Genomic DNA, 25,048 nt, shown 5'->3' with positions numbered 1-25,048 from the left:
GGAGGCCGGACAACCCGCACAATGCGACCTTCGACAGGGGTTCGCAGTATCGCGCATCGGCGATTACCCCGCCCCAATCGTCGGCCGCGCATGCGACCATGAAGCGGTACTGGCACGCCGACGGTGTTGGGAGGCTGCGGTGCCCGTGCTCTCCGGCGCCGAACCGTTCGCGCACGACGGATCGGAGGACATCGGTGTGCTGCTCTGCCACGGTTTCACCAGTACCCCGCAGAGCATGCGGGCCTGGGGTGAGCATCTCGCGGCGGAGGGCTGCACGGTCCGCTGCCCGCGACTGCCCGGCCACGGCACCCGCTGGCAGGACCTGAACCAGACCGCGTGGCGCGACTGGTACGACACCGTGGACGCCGAGTTCGACGAGCTGCGCGGCCGGTGCCGGTCGGTGTTCGTCTTCGGGCAGTCGATGGGTGGCACGCTCGCCCTGCGGCTGGCCCAGCAGCACCCGGACATCGCGGGGATCGTGCTGGTCAACCCGTCGGTGACAACGCTGCGCAGGGCCGCCCGCCTGCTCCCGGTGCTGTGCCGGGTGGTCCCGGCGGCGAGCGGGATCACCGGCGACATCGCCAAGCCCGACGGCTTCGAGCTCGCCTACGACCGGTTGCCGCTGCGGGCGATGGCCAGCCTGCAACAGTTGTGGCGCGTTGTGCGCGGCGAGCTGGGCCAGGTGCGCCAACCGCTGCTGCTGTTCCGGTCGAACACCGACCACGTCGTCGAGCCGGTCAACTCCGCGATCGTGCTGGACGAGGTCCGCAGCTCCGATCTCACCGAGGTCGTGCTGACCGACAGCTTCCACGTCGCGACCTTGGACCATGACGCCCCGACGGTGTTCAGCGGTAGCGTCGAGTTCTTGCAACGGATCCACCGCGAACGGGCCGAGGAAGTCGTATGAACACGCGCCGCGACAACGCCGACGGGCCGGAGGACATCGACGCCGCATTCGCCGAGATAGTCGCCGACCTGGAACGCGACTCGACGTTCGCGCGCTGGCCCGAGGACACCGCCGACCGGGCCGACGACACCGCCGAGGACGTGGTCGAACCGCAGACGCGGGACGAGCCCGACTCGGGGCCGCGGGACTGGTCGGCGGCGCCCGACGAGGAAGAAGAGCACTTCGTCCCGCCGGAACCGCCGCCGCTGCCCACGCCGCGGCTGCCCACGCTCATCGGGATCGCGGTGATCGTGGTGGGCGTGGTGCTGCTGTTGGTGCCGGGCCTGGCGGGGATGTCCAGCACCATCACGCTGCCACTGGGGCTGGTGCTGATCAGCGCGGGCATCGGCTGGCTCCTGCTGCGCCTGCGGCAGGGACCGCCGAACTCCGACGACGACGGCGCCCAAATCTGAGCCTTTCGCGCGAAATCGCCCGCGCACAGCCCGGAGTGAGAACGGCAGGTGCCGACCCGCGGTCACGGGTCAGGTCAGGTCAGGTGCGGGGCATCGGTGATGATGCGTTCGCGGGCCAGCGCCGCCGCTCCGACCATGGCCGCCGGATCGCCGTAGTGCGCGACGCCGACCCGTGCCAGCGGGCGGTGCCCGGCTCCAGTGACGGCCGCTGCGTAGTGCTCGCGGGCTTCGTCGAGGAACAGCGGCGCCGAATCGGAAACCCCACCGGAGATCACCACGACCTCCGGATCGTAGACGTCCGCGACCAGCGCCAGGCCCTCGCCGAGCCAGCGGGCCAGTTCGGCCATCGCCCGGCGGGCGACCGGATCGCCCGCCTCGGCGGCCCGCGACACCGCGACGCCGGTCAGTCCGATCGCGGGCAGCATGCTCGGCTCCCCCGTCACCCGCCGGATCTCCGCCGCCGTGGCGGCCAGCGCCGTGCCGCTGCAGTACCGCTCCCAGCAACCGCTCTTGCCGCAGGAGCACGGGCGACCGTCCGGGACCACGCGCAGATGTCCCAGCTCCGGCGCCACGCCGTAGGCACCGCGGAAGACCTCACCATCGATCACCAGGGCGCCGCCGATACCCGTGCCGATGGCCACCAGTGCGGCGACCCGAGCCCCGGCGGCGGCACCGAAGCGCTGCTCGGCGACGGCGGCGGCGTTGGCGTCGTGCTCCAGGACCACCGGCAGGCCGAGCCGATCGGCGAGTTCGTCGGCGACCGCGACGTGCCGCCACGCCAGGTGCGGCGCGAAGCGCACCACCCGGCGGTCCTCGCTGACGAACCCGGCGACCGCCAGCCCGACCCCGGCCACCGGGTAGTGGTCGGACAGCGCGCGGACCGTGGTGGCGATCGCCGCGTTCAGCTCGGCGCTGGTGGCGGGCGTCGGAACGCGGCGGGTTTCCAGGATCTCGCCGTGCGGATCCACCACGCTCGCCCGCACGCTGGTGCCGCCGACGTCCACTCCGACGGTCAGCAACGCGGCACGGCCCCGGTCTTTTCCTCGGACAGCACTCGGCCGTCCACCCGCTGCACCCGGATCCGCTGCACCTTCGGCGCCGCAGGCTCCTCGGGACTGTCCTCTTCGGACTCCGCTGGACGCTGGTCGGCCAGCACCTGTCGCAGCGCCTGCACGATCCCCACCAGCTGGTCGTTGAGCTCGGGGCGTTGCCCGCGCAGCAGCGCCACCACCGCGCACAGTGGACACCAGCCGCAGCCGGTCCCGCTGTCGGCTTCGGCGGTCGCACCGCAGCCGCGCAGGTATTCCTCGGCCTTGCCGGCCAGCGCGTCGAGCAACAGGCGGAGCTCGTCGAGGAGCTGGTCGTGCCGGGATTCGTCGCGCATCTCGTTCACCCGTCTCACCGCATCCACTGGTCGGGGTCGGGCCGGAACCGCACGGTCAGCCCATCGTCACCGGCGACTGCCGACGTCACGATGCACCGCCGCAGCACCGCGGGCAGCGCGACCAACCGCCGACGGCCGTCGACGGTGATCGCCAGTTCGTCGCCGATCCGGGCCAGATCCAGGTCCGCGGCCGGGTGCAGCGGCAACGCGATCCGCAGCGCGTACTCCGAATCCAGCGTTCGCCCGCCGCCGCTGACCTGCATGATCGGCATGGTCGGCCGGTTCTCCAGCGGATCGGCGTCGGCGTAGAGCTCGTCGCCGAGGGCCAGCAGCGCATCCGAGCCCACCGGCTCGGCGGCCCGGTGCTCGACGGTGCGCACCGGGAGTTCCGTCGAGGCCCGCAGCGCGTCGAGGACCTTCGCCTGCTCGTAGCGGCGAGTGCGCAACCAACCGGCCGCAATGCCACGCGCCGAGCCCGGATTCGGCATCACGCGGTTGGCGATCAAACCGTCCACCCGGATCTGCTGCAGCGCCAAGGCGGTCAGCGTCCGGCGGGTCTCGGCCGCCACCACGGACTCCGGGGTGAGCACTAGCCGCACGCCGGTCCCGGCATCGGTGAGCATGTCCTTGAGCGCGGCGAGCTGTTCCGCGAGCCGCCCCAGACCGTCGGCCACCGAATCCCAGCGCTCGACGTGTTCGCTGCCCGCGATACCGGCCAGCAGTCCGCGCACGGCCCGGCGGTGCGCCGGGAACAGCCGCTCCAGGTATCCGGACAGCGACTCGGGCAGCGCCAACAGTCGCAGCGTCTCGGCGGTCGGGCCGCAGTCGACGATCACGGTGTCCCACAGCCCGCTCGCGGCGAGCCGGTGCACCTCGGTGAGCGCGAGCAGATCCTCCACACCGGGCAGCACGGTCAGCTCTTCCGCATCGACCTCGCCGACCCCGGCGCCTTGCAGCATGGTCCGCAGGTGTTCGCGCAGTTCCCGCCAGGTGTCGTCGACCAGCGCGCGGGTCTGCACCTCGGCGGCGTGCAGCACCGCGCGCGAGGCGTCCAGCCGAACTTCCCGCGGCTGCGCGGTGAGGTCGACGCCGAGCGCATCGGCCAGCGAGTGCGCGGGATCGGTGGAGACCACGAGCACCTTGCCGCCGTCTCCGGCGACGCGGGCGGCGGTGGCGGCGGCGAGGGTGGTCTTGCCCACGCCACCTTTTCCGGTGAACAGCAGGATTCGCAACGGCTCGTCTCGGTGGGTCTGGGGCGGATGCGCTCTGGTCGGCGTCGTACTAGTCGTCGGCGTCCTCGACGCGGCGCTTTAGCTCCTTCAGCGCCGTGTCCATGATCATCTTCTCGGCTTTGCGCTTGAACAGGCCGATCATCGGGATCGCCAGGTCCACGGCAAGGGTGTAGGTCACCTCGGTGCGATCATCGGCCAGCGGAGTGAGCCGGTAGCTGCCGCGCTGCGCCTTCTGCACCTGTCCCTCGGTGAGGTTCCAACTCACCGACAGCCCGTCGGGCGCCCAGTCGTAGACGTTGACGTAGGTGTCCTTGACCACCCCGGCGTCCAGGATGAAGCGCACCTGCTCCGCATTGCCGCCCGAGGTGCGCGAGAGCACCTCGATCTCCTTCACCGCTTCCGCCCACTCCGGGTAGGCGGCGAAATCCGCGATGACTGCCATGATCCGCGCAGCGGGGGCCTCGATCACGATGGACTGGGTGGACTGATCGACCATGCGCCGCAGGTTACCGGGTGCGGGTGGCGGTAGCGGCGAAGAGGAGCCCGGTTTTTCCTCACTTCACCACTGGATCGCATACGGTCGGCCGGTGCGCTTGAAGTGCCCGACGTTGACGCACTCGGTGCGCCCGATGCGCATCCGCTGCGCCAGTGGCTGGTGCACGTGCCCGAACAGCGACCAGCGCGGCTGATCAGCCTCGATCCGCTCGACCAGCGCGGGCGAGCCGTGCTCCGCCCGACGCGCTACGACGTCGTAGGTCAACTCCGGCACGGCAGGCGGCAGGTGGGTGCACAGCACGTCCACTTTGGGCAGTGCGGCCACCGCCGCGTTGTACTCGTCCTCGGGTCGCAGGTACGGCACCCAGGCGGCATGCCGTCGCAGCGTCACGCCCGGCGGCAGCAGCGTGCCGCCGACGAAACCGAAGGTCAGGCCGCCGATTTCGACGCTGTCGCCGTCCAGGACGTGGATTCCCGCGCCGACGAACTCCGGCCACAGGCGCGGCGCGTCGACGTTGCCGGGGGTGGCGTAGGTCGGTGCGGTCATCGCGGCGAACAGTTCGGCGTACTGCTCGCGGACCGCGTTCTCCACCACCTCCGCCGGGTCGGTCAACCCGGCCCACAGCGAGCGCACGTAGGCGCCGAACTCCGGTCCGCGGCGGCTGCGGCGCAGTTCGGCGAACCGCGCCACCTTCTCCGGGCCGAACACCCGGCCCAGGATTCCCTTGCCGTGGTCGTGGTAGTCGACGAAGTCGATCAGGTCGCCCAGCACCACGAGCGCGTCGGCGCCGTCGCCCGCGCGCTTGAGGGCCTCGACGTTGCCATGGACGTCCGAGACGACGTGGACACGCAACTCAGGCTCCCATCCGCCGACAACTCCTACCTCGAACCTAATCCGTTCCGGTGTCGCAGCGCACCGCCCGTCGTGCGCTGATCTGTGCCGATCGGCTGCGAGGCGGTACAAGCCCCCGACCGGCGGCGCGACGTCGATCGCGAGTACCACTACGCTGTGTTGACTGCTGCGGCCCGATAACGAGGACTACCGCTCAGTAACTATCGACGTTAGGTTGTGCCCCACTAACTGGCGTGTTTTCGGAGGTTTCGACGTGCGAGAGTTCAGCGCACCCGCCACGACGACTGTGGCCGAGGACGAGAACCTCACCGACATGGTGTGGGCCAACGCGGAGCGCTTCGGGAGCACGGTGAGCTTTCGGCGCCGGGTGGACGGCACCTGGGTCGACGTCACCGCGGCCGACTTCGCCGCGCAGGTGCTGGCCGTGGCCAAGGGCCTGATCGCCGTCGGTGTGCAGACCGGCGACCGGGTCGCCCTGATGTCGCGGACCCGGTACGAGTGGAGCCTGCTGGACTTCGCCATCTGGGCGGTCGGCGGCATCACGGTGCCGATCTACGAGACCTCTTCGGCCGACCAGGCGGAGTGGATCCTCACCGACTCCGCGGCCAAGGCCGTGATCGTGGAGACCGAGGCGCACCGCGCCGAGGTGGACAAGGTCGTCGACCGGCTCTCCGAGATCTCGCACATCTGGCAGATCGAAGGCCCCACCGACGGCGGAGCCGCCGGTGTGGTGGACGAGCTGACCGCGCTCGGCGCGGAGGTCGACGACCGCGACGTGCACCTGCGGCGTCGCGCGGTGCGCGCCGAGGACACCGCCACGCTGATCTACACCTCGGGCACCACCGGCAGCCCCAAGGGCTGCGTGCTCAGCCACCGCAACGTGCTCGCCGAGGTGCGCGCGGACATCCAGGCGTTCCCGGAACTGATCCGGCCGGGCAACTCGATGCTGATGTTCCTGCCGATGGCGCACGTGCTGGCCCGCGCCATCACGGTGATGAGCGTGTACGCGCGCGTCACCCTCGGTCACACCAGCGATGTGAAGGAGCTCGTCAACGACCTCGGTTCGTTCCGGCCGACGTTCGTGCTGGCGGTGCCCCGGGTGTTCGAGAAGGTCTACAACACCGCGAAGCAGAAGGCCCACAGCACCGGCAAGGGCCGGATCTTCGACCTCGCCGAGGACATCGCGGTGGAGTTCAGCCGAGCCCACGACGCGGGCGGCGCGGGCCTGTCGCTGAAGCTCAAGCACATGGTGTTCGACAAGCTCGTCTACGGCAAGCTCCGGGCGGCGCTCGGCGGCCGCTGCATCGCGGCGGTTTCCGGCGGCGCGCCGCTGGGCGAGCGGCTCGCGCACTTCTTCCGCGGCGTCGGGGTGCCGGTGCTGGAGGGTTACGGGCTCACCGAGACGACCGCGGCGTGCGCGGTGAACGTGGAGGACGCGTTCAAGGTCGGCACCGTCGGCAAGCCGATCGCGGGCACCTCGGTGCGCATCGCCGACGACGGCGAGGTGCTGATCAAGGGCGACGTGGTGTTCCAGCAGTACTGGAACAACCCGACCGCCACCAAGGAGTCCATCGTGGACGGCTGGTTCCACACCGGCGACCTCGGCTCGCTGGACGACGAGGGATTCCTGCGGATCACCGGCCGCAAGAAGGAGATCATCGTCACCGCGGGCGGCAAGAACGTCGCCCCGGCGGTGTTGGAGGACGCCCTGCGGGCGCATCCGCTGATCAGCCAGTGCATGGTGGTCGGCGACCAGAAGCCGTTCATCGGCGCGCTGGTCACCCTGGACCCGGAGTTCCTGCCGTCCTGGCTGGCGAACAACTCCCGCCCGGAGAACACCCCGGCCGCCGAGTTGACCGACGACCCGGACCTGCGGGCCGAGGTGCAGAAGGCGGTCGACGAGGCCAACAAGGCGGTGTCCCGGGCCGAGCAGATCAAGCAGTTCCGCATCCTGCCGGAGGACTTCACGGAAGCCACCGGCGAGATGACGCCGAGCCTGAAGCTCAAGCGCAACAAGGTAGCCGAAAACCACGCAGCCGAAATCGAAGCCATCTACTCCTGATCCGCCTTCGAACTCATCTCGCTTTGCGGTGCAGGTAGCGGAACCTCAGACGCCGTCTCGCTCCGGGATCCCCGACATCATGTATGCCAATACACCACGTCGAGGCTGTCCTCCCGAGACGACGTCTGAGAACCCGCGGCGGTGCAAGCGCCGTACGTGGGCTAAGCGGCTGCGCCGCTTCAAAAAACAAGACCACCCAGGCCGCTCGCTCCGTACGGCGGCGCGGGGATCTCGTTCGGGTGACAGGTGAAGGGCACCTTTCGCCAACTTACTTGGTGAAAGGTGCCCTTCACCTCGACCTGATCGTGGTTCAGGTGAGGGTGCGGGGTAGTTGGGTTCCCCAGGCGGCGATCAGTTGTTGGGTGGTTTGGCCGGTTACCTCGCGGACGGCGCGGTCCGCGGCGGTTTGGTCGTTGGTCGCCGCGACGCGGCGGTAGAGCTCCACCACGCGAGGCTCGCCGAGGCGTTCGGCGAGGTAGTGGATCACTGACCAGGATTGCTGGTAGGCGAGGTCCAGGCGGCGGCCCGCTTGGTGGAACTCGCCGTCTTCGGGCAGTTTCGCGGGCGGACCGGCTTCCCGGACGTGGCGGACCAGGTCCGGTGCGATGTCCTTCGGCGCCACGCCGCTGTTGCGGTAGCCGACGTAGTCGGCGAAGCCTTCCAGCATCCACATCGGCGCACCGTCCACTGTGTCCGCGCGCGCCGCGATGTGCGTGATCTCGTGCCGCAGCACCACGCGCAGCGCGATGTCGGAGAGCTGGTTCGCGGTCTTCGGGTTGAGCACCACGCGGGGACCTTCCACCCGACGTGTCGCGGTGTTCACCCGATCGGCCACCGCGACCGCCGCGATGCCGTCCACCGCGAACTGCGGCCCCACCAGCGACCGCAGCTCCTCCTGGGACTCCGGGAGCAGCACACCGACCTGCTGCGACCAGCCTGGGCCCCACACCTCCGTCACGTCGGCCACCGCGGCATCCAGCTGCCGGGAGACGCGCTCGACCGATTCCCGCTGATGGCCGATGATCAAACCGTTGGCGGTGCGCTCCACCTGGCAGGGCCCGAAATTCCACGGTCCGCGCCAGGTCGTGCGTTCGGCGGTCTCGTCGTCGGTGAGGTACCAGGAACCGCCGCGGCGGGCGAACACGTACCCGAGCGGGCGTTGGGTCGGCACGCTGTCCACCCCGGCCAGCGCGTAGCGCAGCTCGACCGGCGGCGCCCAGGTCTCGTCGGCCTCGGGCATCGGCGGTCGACTCCCGGTCGTGGCGTCGAGTTCGTAGGACCACTCGGTGACCGGGATCGTCGCGAGGTTGCGGAACAGCTCGTGCTGCCGCTGTTGGAAGTCGTGCGGCGCCTTGGGGTCCACTGTGGCCACGAACGCCGCTTCGTCCCCGGCCCGCACCGCCGCGGCCCGCTGTTCCAGCAGGTTGCGCACCGCGACTTCGGGCGGCTGCGCTGAGAAGGCCAGCCCGGTCTGCCCGGTGATGTGCACCGATCCGGGCGGCGATTCCGATGCTGGCAGCGAAATCGCGGTCACCCCGGCCAGCACGGCACCGGCAGCACCGGCGGCCAACCACCCCCGAAACTTCCCCGAGCCAGGCACAGGGCGCATCGTAAGCCGGATCACATGACCGGACCCAACCGCCCTCACCCGGTAACCGCGGCATGCCACCCGGTTCGGGTGGACGGCCACTTCGCGTGGTGAAAGGCGGTTTCGCGCCCGACGACCAAAGACGCTCTCGGGGCCGACACCCGATGGCACCGACCCCGAGAGCGGAAGTCGCTCAGCCCGCGACGCGGCGGATCGCCGTCACGCTGCCGATCTTCTTGTAGTCGGTCACCTTGACGACGTCACCGGTGGTCGGCGCGTGCACCGCCTTGCCGTTGCCGATGTACATGGCGACGTGGCTGACCGGGCTGTAGTAGAAGATCAGGTCGCCCGGTTTGAGCTGGCTGGCCGACACGCTGTGGCCCTCGGTGACCTGCGTCTTGGTCGAGCCGCCGATGGTCACACCGGCCTTCTTGTAGGCCCAATACATCAGACCGGAGCAGTCGAAGCTGCTGGGCCCCTTGGCACCCCACACGTACGGCGAGCCCTGCGCGCCCAGCGCGGCGTTGACCGCCGCGACCGCCGCTCCGGCACCGGCGATCGAGCCAACGCCGGTTTCGCCGTCGGTGAGCAGCGAGTCCTGGTCCTCGCCGCTGAGTTCGGCGTAGCGCTCCTGGACCTTGTCGATCTGGTCCTGCATCGCTTCGGTCTTCTGCTTCAAGTCCTCGGCGATGCGGGCGGCGTCCGCCTCTGCCTGGACGGCCCGGTTGCGGGCGTCCTGCGCGGTGCGTTCGGCGGTCTCGGCCTGCTCGGTGGCCGAGGCCAGCGCCTTGACCGCGTCGTTGTTGTCCTTGGCCAGCACGTCCAGCGCGGACGCGCGGTCCAGGAAGTCATCCGGGGTTTCGCTCACCAGCAGGGCCGACAGCTTGTTCAGCCGGGCGCCCTGGTAGGAGGCGTGGGTGAGCCGGTCGACCTGGCCGCGGAACCGCTCTTCCTCGGCTCTGGCCTGGTTGGCGACGCCTTCGGCCTGCACTGCCTCCTGGTTGGCCCGGTCGAGCTCGGCCTTCTTGGCGTCGTGGTCGTCTTCGGCCTTCTTCTTGTCCTCGACGAGCTGCTCGGCTTGGTGCTGGAGATCCCGCACCTGCTTCGCCGCGTCCGAGGCGTTGTCGGGGAGTTGTGGGTCTGCAAGCGCTGGGCCGGAAGTCATGCCGACGACGGCAGCGACCGCGGTTGCGGCCAGGGCTCCTCGCAGAGATCGCTTAAGTCGGTGCGACGCCACGTCGCGCACTGCTCCTTCTGCTTCTCCACCCGCTCACCGACCGAATGCCCCCGTATCCGGACCGGCCCGACTCCCCGACAAGCCAGTGCAGCGGTGCCTCGCGGGCCACCCGGTCTGGGCAACTGATCGCCACGAGGTCCCGAGTAGGTTACGAAAGGTGAGCCGGAAGGTCCAGAAGCGGGTCGAAAAATTTGTGCATTACTGCACAAGACCTCTAACGGAGGAGAGTCGTGCGCTCACTGTGACGGATCATCCAACTCTCCTACCTGGAATTGTGAGAATCAGACTCACTCGATCGAGAGATCCACGCCGTCGCGTTGATCAATTATGAGATCGGCCACGCACCGCGGATCGGCAGGCGGTCGGTTGCGTCGGCAAGCTGCTAGACGCGGTTCAGCCGCGCCAACAACATCGCGGACGAAACCGCATACGCGCCGCGCCGACGGACCGAGGTGGCCACCGCGCGATCCGAGGTCGCCACCACCACCTGCCGCCCCTTCGGCTCGGCGGAGACCAGATCCCGGATCACGTCGTCGGCCTGCACACCGGGCTCGCTGAACAGCACCCGCACCCCGCGCGGCCCGGCCGTGGGCACCGCCAGCACATCAGCGCCGTCGAAGACCACGGTGACCTCCGCGCCGGTGCGCGCCGCCAACGCGGCCAACTGGTGGGCCAGCCGATCCCGCTGATCGGACAGCGGCAGCTCCGGATAGCCGGTCTTGGTCACGTTGTAGCCGTCGACGATCAGGTGCACGGCGGGCAGCGCCAACAACCGGTCCAACGCGGCAACGTCGGGAACCTCGCCGGTCGAACCGGAATGCGCCCGCACCCGCTGCACGACGTCCGCGGGCCGCGGCCCGCTGCCGCTGCTCGCCCCGAACTCGCGCCGCAGCCCGCCCACAGCGCCCTCCAACGTCTCCAACAGCAGCGCGAGCCGCACCTCGTCGCCCTGCCGGGCCTCCCGCGCGGACTGCCGCGCCACCTCCACCTCGGCGCTCGCGCGGTCCGCGCGCCGCCGCTCCTCCACCGCTCGCGCCCGCTCCCGATCCCGCTCCGCGGCGATCTCCTCGATCGCCTTCGTGCGCTCCGCCCGCCCCTGCTCCAGCTCGCCGCGCGCGTGCTTGGCGGCGTCCTTGGCCTCCTTGAGCCGGGCGCCCTGCTCGCGCAGCCGCTTGCGCAGGCGATCCGCCTCCGCGCTGTTCTCGTCGCCGACCCGGTCGGCTGCCTGCCGCGCTTCGCCGAGCTCGCGGCGCAGCCGCGCGATCTCGGCAGTCAGCCGCTCGGCACGGGCCGTCGCGGAATCCCGCTCGGTGCGCAGCTGTCCCTGCTCGGCGCGGAAGCCGATGAGCTCCACGTAGTGCGGCGCGATCGGCGAGCCGAGCAGCACCGCGGCCGCGGCGACCACCATCGGGTCGCCGTCGTCCAGGGCGAGCGCCGCCGGGCGGTGGTGGTGGCACCAGTCCACGACGGCGGTGCGGAACACCCCGGAGTCGCGGAGCGCGGCGATCAGCGCCGGTTGGCCCAGCTTCGCCCGTTTGGCGGGAGCGAAGCGGCACACCGGGCGCAGCTGCGCGGGCACGTCCGACGGGCGCATCGCATCCAGTGCGTCAGCGGCGAGTTCCGCCAGTCGCAGCCGCAGCGGCCCCGGCAGCGCCTCCCAGTCGATCGGCGAGCCACCACCGTTCTGCTGCGCACTGTCCACAGCAGACTCATCGGGGATGGGGCGGTCGGCTGACCCCGGCATCGGTGGCACCACCCCCCCAGGCTAATGGCCGAGGTGCCCGGATCCCGCATCCGCCGGGCTGTCGGTAGCCGGACGTAACGTGATCGTCGATGTCCGCGCACCCCCAGCTGTCCTTCGACGAGATCACCACCACCGAGGAAGTCCCGCTGCACGCGGTGACGTTCGTGGTAGTCGACCTGGAGACCACCGGTGGCGACCGCAGCGAGGACGCGGTGACCGAGATCGGTGCGGTCAAGGTCCGCGGTGGCGAAGTGCTCGGCGAGTTCGCCACCCTGGTCAACCCGGAACGCGGCATTCCGCCAGCGGTCGTGTCGATCACCGGCATCACCGAGGCGATGGTCGTCGACGCACCGCGCTTCGCCGCGGTGCTGCCCGCGTTCCTGGAGTTCTGCCGGGGCAGCGTGCTGGTGGCGCACAACGCCCCGTTCGACATCGGATTCCTGCGCGCCAACTGCGAGCGCCTCGGGCTCCGGTGGCCGAAGCCGCAGGTCGTCGACACCGTCCGGTTGGCCCGCCGGGTGCTGACCAAGGACGAGACGCCCAACTGCAAGCTCGCCACGCTGGCCCGCGTGCTGCACGCCCGCACGGTCCCGGTGCACCGCGCGCTCGACGATGCCCGCGCCACGGTGGACGTGCTGCATTCGCTGCTGGAGCGGGTCGGCCCGCTCGGGGTGCGGACGCTGGAGGACCTGCTCGGCCACTTGCCGGACGTCACGCCGCAGCAGCGCCGCAAGCGGGGCCTCGCCGACGCGCTGCCGAACTCGCCGGGCGTCTACCTCTTCCGCGGCCCGAACGACGAGGTGCTCTACGTCGGCACCGCTACCGACCTGCGGCGGCGGGTCCGGCAGTACTTCACCGCCGGTGAGCGGCGCAGCCGGATCAAGGAGATGGTGGCGATCTCCGAGCGGGTGGACCACGTCGAATGCGCGCACCCGATGGAGGCCGAAGTCCGGGAGCTGCGGCTGCTGTCCGCGCACCAGCCGCGCTACAACCGGCGCTCGAAGTTCCCGCAACGCGCCTGGTGGGTGGTGCTCACCGACGAGCCGTTCCCCCGCCTGTCGATCGTGCGAATCCCGAAACCCGACGCGCTCGGGCCCTTCGGCTCCCGGCACGCCGCCGCCGACGCCGTCGAGGCGCTCCAGTCGGTCACGACCGTCCGGCGGTGCACCGAACGCATCTCGGCGCGCGAACCCGGCGGTCGCCCCTGTGCCCTGCACGAGCTGGGCCGCTGTGGCGCGCCCTGTGCGGGCCGTCAGAGCGCCGCGGAGTACGAACCGGCGGTCATCTCCATCCGGGACGTCGTGCGCGGCCACAGCGGCGATCTGCTGGAGCGCCTGCGGGGTGAACTCGACCGGCTGTCGACCGCGCAGCGCTTCGAGGACGCCGCGGTGCACCGGGACCAGCTCGCGGCGCTGGTGCGCTCGCTGGACCGCGGGCAGCGGCTGGCCGCCCTCACCGGTGTGCCGGAACTCGTCGCGGCCCGGCCGGACGGGCGCGGCGGCTGGCACCTGTCGGTGATCCGGCACGGCCGCCTCGCTGCCGCGGGCACCGCCCGGCGCGGGATCCCGCCGATGCCGATCGTGGACCTGTTGCTCGCCTCGGCCGAGACCGTCATACCTGGTGCGGGGCCGCTGCACGGCACCACCGCCGACGAAGCGCGGGTCGTCTACCGCTGGCTGATCACCGGTGGTACCCGCCTCGTCCGCTGCGACACCCCGTGGACCGAGCCAGCGGGTTCCGCCGGTTCCTGGCGGACCTGGCTGGAGAAGGCCACCACCGGCCGCACCCCGTACGCCGCGATCGACTGACTCGGCAACGCCACGGCTACGCGGCCATGTCGAAGGCGGCGATCACCTTGGTCGGCCGGATGCGGACGACCAGCTCCCCCGGCACCCCGTTGCGACGACCGAACTCCTCCGCTCGGTCCCGTCCCATGTAGCGGCCGCCGATCTCGGTAGCGGTCCGCAGCAACTCGGCGGGGTCCTCGGAGGTTTCCGCGATGCCTTGGACCTGGACGAATCCGTACGGCGGTTCGGGGAGGTCCGCGCACAGCACGACGCGCGGATCGCGGAGGATTGCGCGGCCCTTCGCGGTGTTCTTGCCGGTGTTGAACACGATCTCGCCGCCGTCCAGCACGAACCACACCGGGGCCACCAGCGGCCGCCCGTCGCTCGCGATGAAGCCGAGCAGGCCCGTGCGGGTACCAGCTTCGAGGAAGGCGCGGATTTCCGGATCATTGATCGACGTCACGCCCGCAACCGTAGTTGCGCCGCACCGACCGCGCGATCCCGCTGCACGAGCAGCAACGAAGCCCGGCCAGCAACGAGGCCCGGCACCCTTCGGGGTACCGGGCCTCGATCAGCTGCTCACTCGGTGGGCTGCTGGGGCTTGCCCGCGGTCAGCTCGCGCTCGGTGAGCTCGCGGATCTCGTCGTCCTGCCGAGCGCGCTCCAGCGCGTGGGTCTCCTCGGCCGGGTCCGGCTTCAGCAGGCTGCCGGGCACCGGGTGACCGGCCGCGCCGAGCTTGTTCATCTTCTTCGGCACCGGAGCGCCCTGGTAGGGCAGCGGCACCGGGTGGCCGTGCTCGTCCACCGGACCCAACGGTTGGTGGACCTCGATGAACTCGCCGTGCGGCAACCGCTTGATGATGCCGGTCTCCACACCGTGCTCCAGCACCTCCCGGTCGCTGCGCTGCAAGCCCAGGCAGATCCGGTAGGTGAGGTAGTAGGCGATCGGCGGCAGCACCAGCAGGCCGATCCGGCCCGCCCAGGTCATCGCGTTCAGCGAGATGTTGAACTCGTACGCGATGATGTCGTTGGTGCCCGAGATCATCAGCACCGCGAAGAACGCCAGCGCCATCGCGCCCAGCGACGTCCGCACCGGCACGTCGCGCGGCCGCTGCAGCAGGTTGTGGTGCGCGTTGTCCTTGCTCAGCTTCCGCTCGATCAGCGGGTACAGCGCCGCCGTGGTGAAGATCGCGCCCATGAACAGCACCGTCGGGAAGAACACCGCCGGGATGGTGAACGGCCCGAGGTAGATCTCCCAGGCGGGCCACAACCGGCTGGAGCCGTCGGTCCAGATCATGTACCAGTCCGGCTGCGATGCCGCGGAGATCTGCGACGCCACGTACGGTCCGAGGTTCCAGATCGGGTTGATCTGGAAGACCCCGGCCAGGATCGCGCAGACCCCGACCACCATCGCGAAGAAGCCGCCTGCCTTGACCGCGAACACCGGCATGATCCGGACGCCGACCACATTGCGCTCGGTCCGGCGCACGCCCGGGAACTGGGTGTGCTTCTGGTACCAGACCAGTGCCAGGTGGACGGCCACCAGGCCGAGGATCAGGCCGGGCAGCAGGAACACGTGGAACAGGTAGAACCGCGGGATCAGGTCGGTGCCGGGGAACTCCGAACCGAACAGGATCCAGTGGATCCAGTTACCGACCACCGGGATGGACATCACGATGCCGGAGGCGATCCGGACACCGGTGCCGGAGAGCAGGTCGTCGGGCAGCGAGTAGCCGGTGAAGCCCTCGAACATGCCCAGCACGAACAGGCCGATGCCGATCATCCAGTTCGTCTCACGCGGGCGCCGGAACGCGCCGGTGAAGAAGATCCGGAACATGTGCACCACCATCGACGCCATGAACAGCAGCGCCGCCCAGTGGTGCAGCTGGCGGGCGAACAGACCGCCGCGGACCTCGAAGGAGATGTTCAGCGCGCTTTCGAACGCCCGCGACATCTCGACGCCGCGCAGGTTGGTGAACACCCCCTGGTATTCGACCTCCTGCATCGAGGGGTCGAAGAAGAACGCCAGGTAGGTGCCGGTGACCAGCAGCAGGATGAACGTGTAGAGCGCGATCTCGCCGAGCAGGAACGACCAGTGCGTCGGGAAGACCTTGTTCAGCTGCCGCCGCAAGCCGGGGGCCAGCCGGTATCGCGAGTCGAGCTCGTCGGCCGCATTCGCGACCTTGCGGTACACGGCGCTGTCCCCCTTCGTTGGCGTGGTGATCGAACTCATGACTTACGCTCCCAGTACGCCGGACCGACGGGCTCGATGAAGTCGCCTTTCGCCACGAAGTAGCCGTCCTCGTCCACCGTGATCGGCAGCTGGGGCAGGGCACGCGTGGCCGGGCCGAACACCGGCTTGGCAAAGGTGTTGACCACGTCGAACTGAGACTGGTGGCACGGGCAGAGCAGCCGACCGGTCTGCTGCTCGAACAGCGATGTCGGGCAGCCCAGGTGGGTGCAGATCTTCGAGTAGGCGTAGAAGTCGCCGTAGTTGAAGTTCTCCTGCCCCTTGCGCTTGATGGGCTTGCTGCCGGGGCGCAGCCGGATCAGCATGACCGGCGCGTCGCCCTTGCGCATCGAGGAGATCAGCTCCTCCTCGCTCTGCCGCATAGACTCGCGGAACGGGAAGACGGTCTCGAAACCGCCCGCGTCGATGTCCTCCGGGCGCAGCAGCGAGACGTCGTGCGGGTTGCCGGTGTCGCGGCGCAGGTAGGTCTTCTCGCCGTTCTCCGACAGCCACCCGGTGTGCAGCAGGGACGGCTGCCCCTTCTCCGACCACGGGTTGCGGATCATGCCGCCGAGGGCGAACACACCGGCGCCGATGCCGAAGGCACCGACCCCGAACCCGGCGGTGCGCTTGATCATCGACCGGCGGGCGATGCCGCTGCGGGTGCCCGCGTCGGCGAGCAGCGCGGCGGTGGTCTGCCGGTCGATCTCGCTGGAGCCGTGCCCGTCGTGCCGCTGCTGGACCGCGACCTCGTGCGGGATGAACTTCTTCTGGTACTGCACCACGCCGATGCCGACGGCCAGGATCGCCAGGCCGAAGAAGAATCCGATCAGCGGGTTGTACAGCGAGTAGATGAAGTGCTCGCGCGGCTCGGTGGACGGCTGGTAGCTCCACGGCCAGAAAATGAACACCCCGATGAACGCCAGCGCGGACAGCCCGGCCAGCGTGAACCAGGCGGCGACCGACCGCTCCGCGCGCCGCTCGGCGCGGGTGTCCTTGACCGGCCAGTTGTCCCGGTACTCGATGAGTTCTACGTCGTCGAGGGCCAACCCCAGCCGGACCTTCTCGTCCCGGCTCATCTCGGCCAGTTCGGCCTCGGTGTATTCCTTCTTCTGCTGCTCACTCATGCCCTGGCTCCGATCCACAGGGTGAGGCCGATCAGTGCGCCGAGTCCGACGACCCAGGCGATCACCGTCTCCGGTCCCGGCCCGTAGCCGCCGAGGTCGTTGCCGCCGGGGTTGTTGTTCCCGTTCGTCACGGACTTGACGTAGGCGATGATGTCTTTCTTCTCTTCCGGGGTGAGCTGCCGGTCCGAGAACTTCGGCATGTTCTGCGGGCCGGTGAGCATCGCCTCGTAAATCTCCTGCTCATTGGCCTCGTTCAAGTTCGGCGCGAACTTGCCGGAGGACATCGCGATGCCGCGTCCGGTGAAGTTGTGGCAGGACGCGCAGTTGAGCCGGAACAGCTCGCCACCGCGAGCCGGGTCAGACCCCTGCAGCGCCGCACCGGTCTGCGCCGGGCTCTCCGGGCCACCGCCGTAGGTCTGCACGAAAGCGGCCAGCGCGTCGATCTCTTCCGGGTTGAACTTCGGCGGCTTGCGCACCGCCTGCGCTTCCTGCCGGACCATCGGCATCCGGCCGGTGGAGACCTGGAAGTTCACGGCGGCCTCACCGACGCCGACCAGACTGGGCCCGCGGTCCTGGACGCCCTGCAGGTTCGCGCCGTGGCAGGTGATGCAGGCGTTGTTGTAGAGCTGCTCGCCCTGCCTGACCAGAGCCGGGTCCGCAGCGGCGTGCGCGGTCTGCGGCTCGGGAGTCACGACGGTGTACAGCCCACCGGCACCCACCAGCGCGATGCCCAACGCCAGTACACCGGAGATCCGCCGCTTGAGCTTCGAGCCCGCGCGGTTCCGTTTCTTAGTGGTGGTCATGAGTGCGGCAACCCTTGCTGTCCGGTTCGGGGAGTTCGGTTTTCAACCTCGTTCGAAGAAGAGCCGATCACGGGACGAGGTAGATCACGGCGAACAGGCCGATCCACACGATGTCCACGAAGTGCCAGTAGTACGACACCACGATGGCTGCGATGGCCTGGGCTGGCGTGAACTTGCTGAGCTTCGTCCGGATGATCAGGAAGACGAACGCGATCAGGCCGCCGATGACGTGCAGCCCGTGGAAGCCGGTCGTCATGTAGAAGACGGTTCCGTAGGCCGACGACGCGATCGTGGTCGCGTGCTCGGTGATCAACTGGAAGTACTCACCGGCCTGCCCGAGCACGAAGATCGCGCCCATGATCAGCGTGACGACGTACCACCGTCGGAGGCCGAAGACGTCACCGCGCTCCGCCGCGAACACGCCCCACTGACAGGTGAACGAGGAAGCCACCAGGATGATCGTGAACGGGAGAGCGTACGGGAGGTTCAAGTGAGTGGGCGGTGGAGGCCACTCGCCCTCGTTCTGCGCCTTCACCGTGAAGAACATGGCGAAGAGCCCAGCGAAGAACATCAGCTCGCTGGCCAACCAAACGATGGTGCCCACGCTGACCATGTTCGGCCGGTTCAGCGAATGCACGCGTTGACTGATTGAGGGCGCTGCCGTTGTCACGCGACGCATTATGTCTTGCACGTTTTCCGCTCGCGCCTTCGGGTCCGGACGTCTGCCGCAGGGGTGATCGGATCGCGACCTGGAGGTGACACAACGTGAGAGGCATCCGGGCGCGCTGGTCCGCCCGCCGAGCCCGCAACAGGCCTGTGATCAGCGTCGATGATGCCGGGCTGCGGGTCGTCGTGACGGCCTACGACGAAACCGAGGCGGCCTCCGCCGCGCTGGCCCGCGCTGAGCACTGGCAACCCGAACTACCTGCGGTGCTGCGCCACCACCTGGCGCTGCCGGAGCGCTCGATCGAGCCCGCCCGCGAGATCCTGGCCGCCGACGGCTGGCGACTCCGCCCAGGTGGGCGGGGCGCTGAGCACGCCGGGGCGGGTCTGAGCGCCCTGGTAGCCCTGCGTGTCCAGCGGCTCGACGCGTTGCGTTGCTCACAGGAGGGCTCCCGGATGGCCGGGCTCGCCCAGCGGCACGACGGCCAGGTCTTCGGCTGGGACGCGCTGCAACCCACCTGAGCGCCGGTTCTCGACCGCGTCCGGCGGTGGGATCGGCGACATCGGGTGCGCCGCGATTGGCCACGCCGGGGCGCTCGAATTGATCAATTCACGTGGGCGGCTGCGGTTCCGCCCGGTCGGGCCGATAGCATGCGAGGTTGTTCGGCGGTCCCACCGCCCCATCCGGCGCCGACCACCCAGGAGGTGTCATGAGTGGCGATCTCCGCGCGTTGCTCGTGAAAGCCGACCGGGTGCGGGTGTCCCGCAGCGCACTGAGGAGCCAGTGATGAGCACACCGACCACGAACGTTCTCGTGTTCAGCCATCGCCCCGAGGTTCGGGAGGCGATCATCACAGCGATCGGGCGCCGCCCCGCCCCCGACCTGGGTCGGCTGCACTACATCGAGGTCGGCACCGTCGCCGACGTGCTCAGCGAGGTCGACGCCGGGCACGCGGACCTGGTGATCCTCGACGGCGAGGCGCAGCCAACCGGCGGCATGGGCGTGTCGCGGCAGCTGAAGAACGAGATTGCGCAGTGCCCGCCGGTGGTGGTCGCGGTGCGCCGCAAGGACGACCGATGGCTGGCGACCTGGTCGCAGGCCGACGCGGTCCTGGTGCACCCGCTGGACCCGCTGGCCGCGGCCGAGACGGTGGCCGAGGTGCTGCGCTCCCGGGGTAATCCAGTACCGGCCTGAACGGGCATTGCGGGATGATTTGCGCAAGCGGTGCGGGTCGCGCAACCGTAGATCCGGGCATACCTGAACGCGCGGCTGCCCGGTCCGCACCGGGACGTCCGGGGTGCTGGTCGAGTCCCGCACCGCGTGCGGCTGACGGCGCTTTCTAGACGACGGAGCGGAGATCGTGGCAACCACGGCGGGAAACTGGGCGGGATTGCTGGGCAGTCTGGTCGCGGGTGAGGACCTCTCCGCGACGGACACCTCCTGGGCGATGGACCTGATCATGGCCGGTGAGGCCACCCCGGCGCGGATCGCGGCGTTCGTGGTCGCCCTGCGCGCCAAGGGCGAGACTCCCGCCGAGGTCCGCGGCATGGCCGACGCCATGCTCGCGCATTCCCGTCGCCTGGAGATCACCCAGCGCGCGGTGGACGTCGTCGGCACCGGCGGCGACCGCTCCGGCAGCGTGAACATCTCCACCATGACCTCGATCGTGCTCGCCGCCTCCGGGATCACGGTGGTCAAGCACGGCAACCGGGCCGCGTCGTCGAAGTGCGGCACGGCCGATGTGCTGGAAGAACTCGGCGTCGCCATCGATCTGGCACCCGAGGGCGTGCGGCGCTGCGTCGAAGAGGTGGGCATCGGGTTCTGCTTCGCGCCGGTGTTCCACCCGGCGTTCAAGTACACCGCCGGGCCGCGGCGCGAAATCGGCATCCCGACCGCGTTCAACCTCCTCGGCCCGCTGACCAACCCGGCACGCCCAGCCGCCGGGCTGATCGGCTGCGCCGACCGCCGGATGGCGCCGGTGATGGCCGAGGTGTTCGCCGCCCGCGGCTGCTCCGCACTGCTGGTGTGCGGCGACGACGGCATGGACGAGATCACCACCACCACGAGCAGCACGGTGTGGGTGGTGCACGACGGCACGGTCCGCGAAGACCGGATCGACCCGCAGGAGTTCGGCATCGCGCTCAGCCGCCCGGAAGATCTGCAGGGCGGCGACGCGGCGGTCAACGCGAAGGTGGTCCGCGAACTCCTGGCGGGCGCCAAGGGCCCGGTGCGGGACGCTGTGCTGATCAACGCCGCCGGTGCGACCGCTGCCTACGACGGCCCCGGAACCGATCTCAGCGGCCAGCTCAGCGCCGGTTTGCAGCGGGCCGCGAACGCGATCGACTCCGGCGCAGCGGCGGACCTCCTCGACCGCTGGGCGACCCGCTCCACGGCCCTGCGCGCCCAACTCGGCGCCTGAGTACCTGCGGGCGATTTCGCTACCCGCAAACGGCACGAGTTCAAGGACAGGCGCTGGAACCGCTACCGCGTGCGGGAAAACCGCGCGACTCCAACGGTTCCGGGTGCTACTCCTCTTCGAGGCCGATGGAGAAGGCGGCCTCGGTGTCCCGGCGGGAGTAGGACCGGAACGCGATGTGGGTGTCCGTGTCCAGGACGCCTTCGACCTTGTTGATGCGGCCCGGCACGATGTCGGCCAGGTTCTCGTGGCGCGGCACCCGCAGCACCGCGATCAGGTCGACGTCGCCAGCGCAGGAGTAGACCTCGTCGACGCCGTCGAGGTCGGCGATCTCCTGGGCCGCCTCGGCGAGGCGGTCGGCGGCGGTCTGGATCAGCACGATCGCGGTGATCACGACGAGAACCTCCTGCTGCGGCACGGCACTGGAAAAGATCCTAAACCGCGGCAAGGCCCCTAGTCCGGTGGACCGGGGCCTGCTCGCGGTGTCTGTTGTCAGTGGTTCTGGCCGGTGTGGTACTCGAACACCAGCCCGGCGACCATGATCAGCACGATGCCGACGGCGATCACGATCATCCACACGTGGAAGAACGCCAGCGCGATACCGGTGAAGGCCGCGGACGCCGCCAGGCCCACCGGCCAGTAGCTGCCCGGGCTGAAGAAGCCCAGCTCACCGGCTCCGTCGCTGATCTCGGCGTCCGGGTTGTCCTCGGGCCGGTCCTCGATGCGGCGAGCCACGAACGAGAAGTAGCTGCCGATGATCAGGGACAGCCCGCCGACCAGGATCAGCGCCACGGTGCCCACCGGCTCCCTGGACCAGACCCCGTACACGACCGCGGACAGGAAGAAGAAGATGGTGATGAAGTTGAAGATCTTCGATTCGACCTTCATGGAGTCCTCGCTCTCACGCCGTACGCCCTGCCGAGGGCACCCCTAGTTGGTCGTCCCGGTTGCGCCGGAGGGGATTCCGCCGGTGCGGTCGGTGTTGAACGGAACGCCGGTCACCGCGTGCGGCGTGCAGAGCTCGCCGCAGTTCATGACGCCCAGCGCCTCGGATGCGGTGTAGGGCTGACCGGTCTGCGGGTTGACCTGCGTCCGCAGCTGCATGTACCGGTCGAACTTGTCCGGCGACAACGCCCTGACCTCGAAGTTCATCATCGAGTGGTAGGTGCCGCACAGCTCGGCGCACCGGCCCACGAAGGAACCCTCGCGGTCGATGGTGTTCTGGAAGACGTTGTCCTGGTCGTTCTTCTCCGGGTACGGGAAGGTGTCCCGCTTGAAGTGGAACTCCGGCACGAAGAACGAGTGGATGACGTCGGTGGAACTGATGTGGTACTCGATCCGCTCCCCGGTGGGCAGGACCAGCAGCGGGATCTCGCTGCTGCTGCCCACGGTGCGGACCGGCTGCCCGTCCGGCGTCCGGTAACCCGGGTAGTTGAACTCCCAGTTCCACTGGAATGAGATCACGTTCACGGTCTGGTCCGGCTTGCCCGGCTTGGCCAGCACGTAGTTCTGGGTGACCGCCGTGAAGTAGAACAGCACGACCACCAGCACGAACGGGATCGCGGTGTAGATCAGCTCAAGCGGCAGGTTGTACTGGAACTGCCGGGGCAGCTCCTCGGTCTTCTTGCGGTGGAAGGTGACCGACCAGAAGATCAGTCCCCACACCAACACACCCACCGCGAGTGCCGCGATGACCGACCAGGTCCACAGGTTGCGCATCGCATCGGCCTGCGGGGTGACTCCCTGCGGCCAGCCGAAACGCAGGACCTCGTCGGTCGTGCACCCCGTGGCCGCGACACCAATCAGGCCGATCAGACCAGCGACCTTGACCAGCCGTGGCACTCGGGTCCCCTCCTTCAGGCCCACTGCGCGACGCCTCCTCGTGCAAAAAACTCACCGCTGCGGCCTGGTTGACCCGTGGTCCGTCCGAAGACGACACCGGGGATCTGCCGCCGGAATCCTGCGCAGAGCCTAGCCCAGGTGTAGCCGCGATACTGCTGCGGGGGCGTCGATCGCGGACGGTCGCGGATTGCAGCCACGCGCGTGCAGCGCGCGGGTGAGCGGACGGCATACTGGGGCGCAGCCTTGGGGGGCTGAAGACGACACCGCCGACTCGAAGAGGTGCACCAGACGCGTGTGCGGCCTGCTTGGACTTATCTGTCCCACCGAAGAGAACGCCGGCTTTGCCGTTAACGCCGTGGCCAATGCGCTGCCGTGTCAACGACACCGGGGACCGGACGAGAGCGACACCTGGCACGGCGGTGAGGTCGTCTTCGGCTTCAACCGACTGTCGATCATCGACCTTGAGCATTCCCACCAGCCGTTGACCTGGGGCCCACCGGAGCGGCCGCGGCGCTACACCATCATCTTCAACGGTGAGATCTACAACTACCTGGAGCTGCGCGCCGAGCTGATCGAGCGGTTCGGGGCCCGGTTCAACACCGACGGCGACACCGAGGTGATCGTCGCCGCCTACCACTACCTGGGCACCTCGATGGTCGGGCGACTGCGAGGCATGTTCGCGTTCCTGGTCTGGGACAGCGAGCGCCGCGTGGTGTTCGGGGCTCGTGACCCGTTCGGCATCAAGCCGCTGTTCTACGCCGCCGGACCGGGCGGGGTGGCCTTCGCCAGCGAGAAGAAGAGCCTGCTGAGCCTGGCCAACACGCTGCGGATCGCCGAGGAGCTGGACCACAGGGCGCTGCAGCACTACCTGGTGTTGCAGTACGTGCCGGAGCCGGAGACGCTGCACCGCCAGGTCCGCCGCATCGAGTCGGGCACCTCGTTCACCGTCGCCCCCGGCGGCCAGCTGGTCACCGAGCGGTACTTCCAGCCGAACTTCCGCTCGCGGCCGGTCAACACCGACGCCGACGCGCGTCGGCTGCACAACGAGATCGTCGACGTGATGCGCGACTCGGTGGCGAAGCACATGCGCGCGGACGTCACCGTCGGATCGTTCCTCTCCGGCGGCATCGACTCCACGGCGATCGCGGCGCTGGCCAAGGAGCACAACCCGAACTTGATCACCTTCACCACCGGTTTCGAGCGGCAGGGCTACTCGGAGGTGGACGTGGCCGCCGAGTCGGCGGCGGCGATCGGGGTCAAGCACGTGGTCCGCACCGTCTCCGCCGAGGAGATGATGGACACCCTGCCGCTGATCGTCTGGTACCTGGACGACCCGGTGGCCGACCCGGCGCTGGTGCCGCTGTGGTTCATCGCCCGGGAGGCCCGCCAGCACGTCAAGGTGGTGCTCTCCGGTGAAGGCGCCGACGAGCTCTTCGGCGGCTACACGATCTACCGCGAGCCGCTGTCGCTGGCGCCGTTCGAGAAGGTGCCGGGGGCGCTGCGCAAGGCGATGGGCCGGGTGTCCACCGCGATCCCGGAGGGCGTGCGCGGCAAGGACCTGCTGCGCCGCGGCGCGCTGAGCCTGGAGGAGCGCTACTACGGCAACGCGCGCATCTTCCGCGACGATCAGCTGCGCCATGTGATGCGCAGCTTCGATCCGGGGGTGTCGCACAAGGACGTCACGGCCGGTCCGTACCGCACCTCGGCGAACTGGGACCCGGTGACCCGGATGCAGCACGTGGACCTGTTCACCTGGCTGCGCGGCGACATCCTGGTGAAGGCCGACAAGGTGACCATGGCCAACTCCCTGGAGCTGCGGGTGCCGTTCCTGGACGCGGAGGTGTTCCGGGTCGCCAGCACCGTCCCGCTGGAGCAGAAGATCACCCGGGAGACCACCAAGTACGCGCTGCGCCAGGCGCTGACCCAGGTGGTGCCCGCGCACGTGCTCAACCGGCGCAAGCTCGGGTTCCCGGTGCCGATCAAGCACTGGCTGCGCGACGAGATGCACGACTGGGCGCGCAACATCGTCCAGCAGTCGCAGACCGATCACCTGCTCAACCGCACCGCGGTGCTGCAGTTGCTGGAGGAGCACCGCTCCGGGGTGCTGGACCACAGCCGTCGCCTGTGGGCGCTGCTGGTGTTCATGCTCTGGCACGGCATCTTCATCGAGGGCCGCCTGTCGCCCGAGGTCCCCGAGCCGCACTACCCGGTGCGACTTTGATCCCA

The 25,048-nt window shown here is 69.4% G+C and carries 24 protein-coding genes; 8 read left to right on the top strand and 16 right to left on the bottom strand.

The genetic code is table 11. From position 1 onward, the window contains the following. The first annotated feature begins 139 nt into the window (after positions 1-139). Together ACTWQN_RS15240 and ACTWQN_RS15235 are read left to right on the top strand one after the other, a co-directional pair. Positions 140-907 carry an alpha/beta hydrolase gene (locus ACTWQN_RS15240; RefSeq protein WP_443204120.1) on the top strand — a complete coding sequence of 256 codons (768 nt, stop codon included), beginning with the start codon at positions 140-142 and terminating at the stop codon, positions 905-907. Then, on the top strand, positions 904-1,359 hold the full coding sequence (locus tag ACTWQN_RS15235) for a DUF308 domain-containing protein (RefSeq protein ID WP_443204119.1): 456 nt from the start codon (positions 904-906) through the stop codon (positions 1,357-1,359). Before ACTWQN_RS15240 ends, ACTWQN_RS15235 begins: the two co-directional genes overlap by 4 nt. 74 nt (positions 1,360-1,433) lie before the next feature. On the opposite strand, the gene ACTWQN_RS15230 is transcribed toward ACTWQN_RS15235, so the two are convergent. The 5 genes from ACTWQN_RS15230 to ACTWQN_RS15210 form a co-directional block, all read right to left on the bottom strand. Next, entirely contained in the window at positions 1,434-2,378 is a 945-nt protein-coding gene (locus tag ACTWQN_RS15230) for an ROK family protein (RefSeq protein WP_443204118.1), read from the bottom strand. After that, complete coding sequence (locus tag ACTWQN_RS15225; RefSeq protein WP_443204311.1) at positions 2,372-2,743, bottom strand: hypothetical protein; 372 nt, start codon at positions 2,741-2,743, stop codon at positions 2,372-2,374. The genes ACTWQN_RS15230 and ACTWQN_RS15225 overlap by 7 nt, the downstream gene beginning before the upstream one ends. 14 nt (positions 2,744-2,757) lie before the next feature. Further along, on the bottom strand, positions 2,758-3,975 hold the full coding sequence (locus tag ACTWQN_RS15220; RefSeq protein ID WP_443204117.1) for an ArsA family ATPase: 1,218 nt from the start codon (positions 3,973-3,975) through the stop codon (positions 2,758-2,760). 49 nt (positions 3,976-4,024) lie between these two features. Further along, on the bottom strand, positions 4,025-4,471 hold the full coding sequence (locus ACTWQN_RS15215) for an SRPBCC family protein (RefSeq protein ID WP_443204116.1): 447 nt from the start codon (positions 4,469-4,471) through the stop codon (positions 4,025-4,027). Positions 4,472-4,534: 63 nt separating this feature from the next. Continuing rightward, positions 4,535-5,323, bottom strand: coding sequence for a metallophosphoesterase family protein (locus ACTWQN_RS15210; protein ID WP_443204115.1), 789 nt, complete (start codon positions 5,321-5,323; stop codon positions 4,535-4,537). 253 nt (positions 5,324-5,576) lie between these two features. Between ACTWQN_RS15210 and ACTWQN_RS15205 the strand changes: the two genes are divergently transcribed. Next, a complete protein-coding gene (locus ACTWQN_RS15205) occupies positions 5,577-7,385 on the top strand; it encodes an AMP-dependent synthetase/ligase (protein ID WP_443204114.1) in 1,809 nt (602 codons plus the stop codon). A gap of 310 nt (positions 7,386-7,695) precedes the next feature. Here the strand turns inward: ACTWQN_RS15205 and ACTWQN_RS15200 are convergent, their stop codons facing one another. The 3 genes from ACTWQN_RS15200 to ACTWQN_RS15190 all read right to left on the bottom strand — a co-directional run bounded on the left by ACTWQN_RS15200 (position 7,696) and on the right by ACTWQN_RS15190 (position 11,954). Next, on the bottom strand, positions 7,696-8,985 hold the full coding sequence (locus tag ACTWQN_RS15200; RefSeq protein WP_443204113.1) for a basic secretory protein-like protein: 1,290 nt from the start codon (positions 8,983-8,985) through the stop codon (positions 7,696-7,698). 181 nt (positions 8,986-9,166) lie between these two features. Further along, positions 9,167-10,138 carry a C40 family peptidase gene (locus ACTWQN_RS15195; protein ID WP_443204112.1) on the bottom strand — a complete coding sequence of 324 codons (972 nt, stop codon included), beginning with the start codon at positions 10,136-10,138 and terminating at the stop codon, positions 9,167-9,169. Between the two features lie 454 nt (positions 10,139-10,592). Continuing rightward, complete coding sequence (locus tag ACTWQN_RS15190; RefSeq protein ID WP_443204111.1) at positions 10,593-11,954, bottom strand: NYN domain-containing protein; 1,362 nt, start codon at positions 11,952-11,954, stop codon at positions 10,593-10,595. Positions 11,955-12,043: 89 nt separating this feature from the next. Between ACTWQN_RS15190 and ACTWQN_RS15185 the strand changes: the two genes are divergently transcribed. Beyond that, complete coding sequence (locus tag ACTWQN_RS15185) at positions 12,044-13,762, top strand: DEDD exonuclease domain-containing protein (RefSeq protein ID WP_443204110.1); 1,719 nt, start codon at positions 12,044-12,046, stop codon at positions 13,760-13,762. Positions 13,763-13,778: 16 nt separating this feature from the next. Here the strand turns inward: ACTWQN_RS15185 and ACTWQN_RS15180 are convergent, their stop codons facing one another. The 5 genes from ACTWQN_RS15180 to ctaE all read right to left on the bottom strand — a co-directional run bounded on the left by ACTWQN_RS15180 (position 13,779) and on the right by ctaE (position 18,579). Beyond that, positions 13,779-14,204 carry a PPOX class F420-dependent oxidoreductase gene (locus ACTWQN_RS15180; RefSeq protein ID WP_443204109.1) on the bottom strand — a complete coding sequence of 142 codons (426 nt, stop codon included), beginning with the start codon at positions 14,202-14,204 and terminating at the stop codon, positions 13,779-13,781. A gap of 116 nt (positions 14,205-14,320) precedes the next feature. Next, positions 14,321-15,973: a cytochrome bc1 complex cytochrome b subunit gene (qcrB, locus tag ACTWQN_RS15175; RefSeq protein WP_443204108.1), complete on the bottom strand. Its 1,653-nt coding sequence runs from the start codon at positions 15,971-15,973 to the stop codon at positions 14,321-14,323. Continuing rightward, positions 15,970-17,097 carry a cytochrome bc1 complex Rieske iron-sulfur subunit gene (qcrA, locus tag ACTWQN_RS15170; protein WP_443204107.1) on the bottom strand — a complete coding sequence of 376 codons (1,128 nt, stop codon included), beginning with the start codon at positions 17,095-17,097 and terminating at the stop codon, positions 15,970-15,972. The genes qcrB and qcrA overlap by 4 nt, the downstream gene beginning before the upstream one ends. After that, positions 17,094-17,900: a cytochrome bc1 complex diheme cytochrome c subunit gene (qcrC, locus tag ACTWQN_RS15165; RefSeq protein ID WP_443204106.1), complete on the bottom strand. Its 807-nt coding sequence runs from the start codon at positions 17,898-17,900 to the stop codon at positions 17,094-17,096. The genes qcrA and qcrC overlap by 4 nt, the downstream gene beginning before the upstream one ends. A gap of 67 nt (positions 17,901-17,967) precedes the next feature. Beyond that, positions 17,968-18,579, bottom strand: a complete 612-nt coding sequence (ctaE, locus tag ACTWQN_RS15160; RefSeq protein WP_443204105.1) for an aa3-type cytochrome oxidase subunit III — start codon at positions 18,577-18,579, stop codon at positions 17,968-17,970. An 86-nt stretch (positions 18,580-18,665) separates the two neighbouring features. Between ctaE and ACTWQN_RS15155 the strand changes: the two genes are divergently transcribed. From ACTWQN_RS15155 to trpD, 3 genes are all read left to right on the top strand, one after another. Next, positions 18,666-19,085: a hypothetical protein gene (locus tag ACTWQN_RS15155; protein ID WP_443204104.1), complete on the top strand. Its 420-nt coding sequence runs from the start codon at positions 18,666-18,668 to the stop codon at positions 19,083-19,085. A 265-nt stretch (positions 19,086-19,350) separates the two neighbouring features. Then, positions 19,351-19,758 (top strand): response regulator, encoded by a 408-nt coding sequence (locus ACTWQN_RS15150; protein ID WP_443204103.1) that lies wholly within the window; start codon positions 19,351-19,353, stop codon positions 19,756-19,758. 166 nt (positions 19,759-19,924) lie between these two features. Further along, positions 19,925-20,983 carry an anthranilate phosphoribosyltransferase gene (gene trpD / locus ACTWQN_RS15145; protein ID WP_443204102.1) on the top strand — a complete coding sequence of 353 codons (1,059 nt, stop codon included), beginning with the start codon at positions 19,925-19,927 and terminating at the stop codon, positions 20,981-20,983. A gap of 106 nt (positions 20,984-21,089) precedes the next feature. On the opposite strand, the gene ACTWQN_RS15140 is transcribed toward trpD, so the two are convergent. The 3 genes from ACTWQN_RS15140 to ctaC all read right to left on the bottom strand — a co-directional run bounded on the left by ACTWQN_RS15140 (position 21,090) and on the right by ctaC (position 22,846). Further along, positions 21,090-21,374 (bottom strand): Lrp/AsnC family transcriptional regulator, encoded by a 285-nt coding sequence (locus ACTWQN_RS15140; protein WP_443204310.1) that lies wholly within the window; start codon positions 21,372-21,374, stop codon positions 21,090-21,092. A gap of 98 nt (positions 21,375-21,472) precedes the next feature. After that, positions 21,473-21,868 carry a cytochrome c oxidase subunit 4 gene (locus tag ACTWQN_RS15135; protein ID WP_443204101.1) on the bottom strand — a complete coding sequence of 132 codons (396 nt, stop codon included), beginning with the start codon at positions 21,866-21,868 and terminating at the stop codon, positions 21,473-21,475. Between the two features lie 42 nt (positions 21,869-21,910). After that, positions 21,911-22,846, bottom strand: coding sequence for an aa3-type cytochrome oxidase subunit II (gene ctaC, locus ACTWQN_RS15130; protein WP_443204100.1), 936 nt, complete (start codon positions 22,844-22,846; stop codon positions 21,911-21,913). A gap of 268 nt (positions 22,847-23,114) precedes the next feature. On the opposite strand from ctaC, the gene asnB reads away from it, so the two are divergent. Next, positions 23,115-25,043 carry an asparagine synthase (glutamine-hydrolyzing) gene (gene asnB / locus ACTWQN_RS15125; protein WP_443204099.1) on the top strand — a complete coding sequence of 643 codons (1,929 nt, stop codon included), beginning with the start codon at positions 23,115-23,117 and terminating at the stop codon, positions 25,041-25,043. Positions 25,044-25,048: the final 5 nt, after the last annotated feature.

Origin of the sequence: Saccharopolyspora antiqui (genome assembly GCF_052246905.1) — a bacterium.
Taxonomy (GTDB): Bacteria; Actinomycetota; Actinomycetes; order Mycobacteriales; family Pseudonocardiaceae; genus Saccharopolyspora.
This window is presented reverse-complemented; position numbering and strand designations above follow the sequence as displayed.

What these genes read in the sequence shown, in the direction of transcription:
- ACTWQN_RS15235 (WP_443204119.1), top strand. Translation starts at nt 904, where the DNA reads ATGAACACGCGCCGCGACAACGCCGACGGGCCGGAGGACATCGACGCC.
- ctaE (WP_443204105.1), bottom strand. Translation starts at nt 18,579, where the DNA reads ATGCGTCGCGTGACAACGGCAGCGCCCTCAATCAGTCAACGCGTGCAT.
- ACTWQN_RS15225 (WP_443204311.1), bottom strand. Translation starts at nt 2,743, where the DNA reads ATGCGCGACGAATCCCGGCACGACCAGCTCCTCGACGAGCTCCGCCTG.
- ACTWQN_RS15135 (WP_443204101.1), bottom strand. Translation starts at nt 21,868, where the DNA reads ATGAAGGTCGAATCGAAGATCTTCAACTTCATCACCATCTTCTTCTTC.
- ACTWQN_RS15195 (WP_443204112.1), bottom strand. Translation starts at nt 10,138, where the DNA reads ATGACTTCCGGCCCAGCGCTTGCAGACCCACAACTCCCCGACAACGCC.
- ACTWQN_RS15185 (WP_443204110.1), top strand. Translation starts at nt 12,044, where the DNA reads ATGTCCGCGCACCCCCAGCTGTCCTTCGACGAGATCACCACCACCGAG.
- qcrB (WP_443204108.1), bottom strand. Translation starts at nt 15,973, where the DNA reads ATGAGTTCGATCACCACGCCAACGAAGGGGGACAGCGCCGTGTACCGC.
- ACTWQN_RS15190 (WP_443204111.1), bottom strand. Translation starts at nt 11,954, where the DNA reads ATGCCGGGGTCAGCCGACCGCCCCATCCCCGATGAGTCTGCTGTGGAC.
- ACTWQN_RS15150 (WP_443204103.1), top strand. Translation starts at nt 19,351, where the DNA reads ATGAGCACACCGACCACGAACGTTCTCGTGTTCAGCCATCGCCCCGAG.
- qcrA (WP_443204107.1), bottom strand. Translation starts at nt 17,097, where the DNA reads ATGAGTGAGCAGCAGAAGAAGGAATACACCGAGGCCGAACTGGCCGAG.
- ACTWQN_RS15215 (WP_443204116.1), bottom strand. Translation starts at nt 4,471, where the DNA reads ATGGTCGATCAGTCCACCCAGTCCATCGTGATCGAGGCCCCCGCTGCG.
- qcrC (WP_443204106.1), bottom strand. Translation starts at nt 17,900, where the DNA reads ATGACCACCACTAAGAAACGGAACCGCGCGGGCTCGAAGCTCAAGCGG.